We start from the raw sequence: 3275 nt of genomic DNA on the forward strand, positions 1-3275 counted from the left end.
CGCGGGTGGCGACGATCGCGGTGTAATCGGACACATCCAGGTATTCGGTGATGCGCTCGGCCACGGCCGCGCCGCCCGCGACGGCCAGCGATCCGCCCTCGCAGAAATCGTTCTGCACATCGACGACGATCAGGGCTCGGCTCATGGGCTGACCTCCCGGAATCTGCGGATGAACCACGGCGGCATACCGCTCGTATTGCATTGTGCCGCCCGGTCGTCGGCCGGTCCACGCGGCACTGCTCGATCCATGGGTATTACTGCTCGGTCCAGGGGTATTACATGAGGCGCGCCCTTGTCATGGCCTTACTGCTGTTCGTGGCCTTCTCCATCGCCAACGCTCTCAGCGCGCTGATCGACGGGCGCGTGGCCGCAGGCGGGATGTTCTCCTACGCGTTGCACCATCCGGTCCTTCCCGCGATAACAGCGGTGATCGTCGCGGCGCTCTGGTACGTGCTGACGCGGCGGTTCGCCGCCCGGCGATAGCCCGGACGGCGCATCCGCATCGGTAGGGAGGCCGAGCAATGAACCGTGTCGTGTTCCGGAGGGCATGGATTCCGAGGGCACTGGCCTACACCACGATCGTGGCCTTCGTCGCGACCCTGGTGTCGCTGGACGGCTGGGAGTGGCTGGGCAATATCGCGCACGTCCTGGCCCACATCAAGGTGTTCGCGGCGCTCGAACATGTCGTCGGATGGTTGGGCGTGGCGGGCAAGGTGGTGCTCATCACGGTGGTCACCGGGTCGATCGCGGTGACCAACTGGTGGAAGCGGCGGGTCAGCCCTGGAATGTCGTCGGAATCGCCGGATCACCCGCCGACAGTTTCAGGCCCTCCCACGGCAGGCTGATCAGGCCCTTGGCCACCAGTTCGCGGCTCTGCGCCAGGGTCGGCTGATCGCCGAGCACCTCGCCGTCGCGCACCAGCGGCACCTGTAGTTCGCGGAGCTCGAAGCCGTCGGTGTCGGGGCCGGAAGCGGAAGCGGGGTAGACGATTTCCTCGACGATGGTGCCGGTGCGTCGGGCCAGCCGCACCGCGCGCTTGGTGCCGCCGCGAGACTCCTTGTGGGAGCTGCGCTTCGCCACCGGGATGCCCTCCACCTCGACCAGCTTGTAGACCATGCCCGCGGTCGGCGCGCCGGACCCGGTGACCAGCGAGGTGCCGACGCCGTAGACGTCGACCGGTTCGGCGCGCAGCGACGCGATCGCGTACTCGTCCAGATCCCCGGACACCACGATGCGGGTGCGCACCGCGCCGAGCGCGTCCAGCTGATCGCGCACCTGCCGGGCCAGCACGCCGAGATCGCCGGAATCGATGCGCACGCCGCCCAATTCGGGCCCGGCCACCTCGATGGCGGTGTCGACGCCACGGGTGATGTCGAAGGTGTCCACCAGCAGCGTGGTGCCCACGCCCAGCGCCTGCACCTGGCTGCGGAAGGCCGCCGCCTCGTCGCGGTGTCACCCAACCTGATCTGCGCGTTCGTGGCGCTGGGGGTGTACGGCGTGGCGGTCGGCATGGTGGACGCCGGAACGAATATGCAGGCGGTGTTCATTCAACACGGCTATGGCCGGTTCATTCTGGTGTCGTTCTACGCGGCCTGGAGTGCGGGCTCGATCCTCGGCGCGCTGTGCGTGGCGGCGTTCGAGGCGCTGCACGTGCCGCTGTGGGCCTCGATCATCATCGCGGCCGCGGTGGTGGCGGCAGGGTGCCTGGCGGCGGGACCGCGCCTGTTGGGCAGCGACGACGCGGAAGCCGGTCCGGCCGAAGGGGAACCGGCCAGCTCGGTGCCGACGCGGTTGTTCCTGCTCTTCGGCGTGGTGATCGCGCTGGCCTTCGCCATCGACCTCGCGGTGGGCAACTGGTCGGCGCTGTATCTGAAGGACGAGTTGCTGTCCTCCTCATCGACCGCCGCGCTCGCGCTCGCCGCCTATCAGGGCGCGTCGCTGCTCGGGCGGCTCACCGGCGATCTGTGGGTGCGGCGGTTCGGGCCGCGCACGGTGGTGCGGGTGGCCGCGGCCGTCGGCTCGGTCGGCCTGGCGATCGTGGTCTCCGCGCCGGGACCCGTGGTCGCGATCCTCGGATTCCTGGTCGCCGGAATCGGATTGCCGGTGATCGCGCCGCTGTGCTTCAGCGAGGCCGGGCAACTCACCAGCGGCCGCGACCTCGACGCGCTCATCGCGCGCCTGAATCTGTTCAACTACGCGGGCACGCTGGTCGGCGGCGCGGTGGTCGGCGTGGTCGCCGACGCGGCGAATCTGCGTGCCGGATTCTCGATTCCGCTCGCGTTCGCGGTGGTGCTGATCGGGTTCGCGGTCATCTTCCACCCGCGGGCCACCACCAGCCCCTCGGCCACCGAGCCCGCCGCCGAACCTGCTTGACTGGGGCGGTGAGCGATTCCGCAGCCATCGACACGATCATCGACCGGGCCGACACCGGCGACGCCGACGACCTCGCCGCAGTGGCGGCGGTGACATTCCCGCTGGCCTGCCCGCCCGGGTCCACGCCCGCCGACGAGGCCGCCTTCATCGCCGCCAACCTCTCCGCCGGACGGTTCCACGACTATCTCGGAGATCCGGACCGGCTGGTACTCAAGGCGGTTCACGATGGCGAGATCATCGGGTACGCGCTGCTCAACGCGATGGCACCGGCCGATCCCGACGTGGCCGCCGTCATCACCGAACGGCCGGTGACCGAGCTCAGCAAGATGTACGTGCTGCCCGGCCGCCACGGCAGCGGCGCGGCCGCGGCGCTCATGCGCGCCGGGCTCGACGCCGCCCGCACCGGCGGCAGCGTCGCCGTGTGGCTGGGCGTGAACCAGCAGAATGTCCGCGCCCAGCGGTTCTACGGCAAGCACGGGTTCACCGTGGCGGGAACCAAGACCTTCACCGTCGGTGCCCAACTCCACCACGACTACGTCATGCGACACCGATTCTGAGTGCTCATGCGGCACGCATGCGAGCGGCATACGGCACCGCCAGCGAGCGCCATGCGGCACTGGTGGTGAATGTCAGACGGTATCTCCTCCAACCAGTTCCAGGCGGCGGCCCTGGAAGCGCTCCCGCATGCGCCGGTCGTGGGTGACCAGCACGACCGCGCCGGAGTAGCCGTCCAGCGCTTGCTCGAGGTCCTCGACCAGCGCCGGGGACAGGTGGTTGGTCGGCTCGTCGAGCAGCAGCAGATCCACCGGATCGGTGACCAGCCTGGCCAGTTCGATCCGGCGGCGCTGACCGAAGGACAACTCGCCCACACGCAGGGTCAGCTCCGACGGGCGGAACAGGCC

Annotated in this window: 5 protein-coding genes and 2 pseudogenes; 4 read left to right on the forward strand and 3 right to left on the reverse strand. The window is 69.4% G+C overall.

The window, feature by feature from the left end; genetic code table 11:
• Positions 1–145 (reverse strand): annotated as a pseudogene (locus tag ACWELQ_RS41895) (nicotinamidase); the annotation flags it as partial.
• 134 nt (positions 146–279) lie between these two features.
• Between ACWELQ_RS41895 and ACWELQ_RS41900 the strand changes: the two are divergent.
• Together ACWELQ_RS41900 and ACWELQ_RS41905 are read left to right on the forward strand one after the other, a co-directional pair.
• On the forward strand, positions 280–483 hold the full coding sequence (locus ACWELQ_RS41900) for a hypothetical protein (RefSeq protein ID WP_452402540.1): 204 nt from the start codon (positions 280–282) through the stop codon (positions 481–483).
• 38 nt (positions 484–521) lie between these two features.
• Positions 522–845, forward strand: a complete 324-nt coding sequence (locus ACWELQ_RS41905; protein WP_452402541.1) for a hypothetical protein — start codon at positions 522–524, stop codon at positions 843–845.
• Here the strand turns inward: ACWELQ_RS41905 and ACWELQ_RS41910 are convergent.
• Positions 775–1449: pseudogene (locus tag ACWELQ_RS41910) on the reverse strand (nicotinate phosphoribosyltransferase); the annotation flags it as partial. The gene ACWELQ_RS41905 and the pseudogene ACWELQ_RS41910 overlap by 71 nt on opposite strands.
• Between ACWELQ_RS41910 and ACWELQ_RS41915 the strand changes: the two are divergent.
• Both ACWELQ_RS41915 and ACWELQ_RS41920 read left to right on the forward strand, forming a co-directional pair.
• Complete coding sequence (locus ACWELQ_RS41915) at positions 1450–2373, forward strand: MFS transporter (RefSeq protein WP_452402542.1); 924 nt, start codon at positions 1450–1452, stop codon at positions 2371–2373.
• Positions 2374–2399: 26 nt separating this feature from the next.
• Entirely contained in the window at positions 2400–2930 is a 531-nt protein-coding gene (locus ACWELQ_RS41920) for a GNAT family N-acetyltransferase (protein WP_452402544.1), read from the forward strand.
• Positions 2931–3002: 72 nt separating this feature from the next.
• On the opposite strand, the gene ACWELQ_RS41925 is transcribed toward ACWELQ_RS41920, so the two are convergent.
• Positions 3003–3275, reverse strand: a 273-nt coding sequence (locus ACWELQ_RS41925; RefSeq protein ID WP_452402543.1) for an ATP-binding cassette domain-containing protein, incomplete at its 5' end; no start/stop codon positions are given.

It is taken from the genome of Nocardia sp. NPDC004722 (assembly GCF_053601505.1).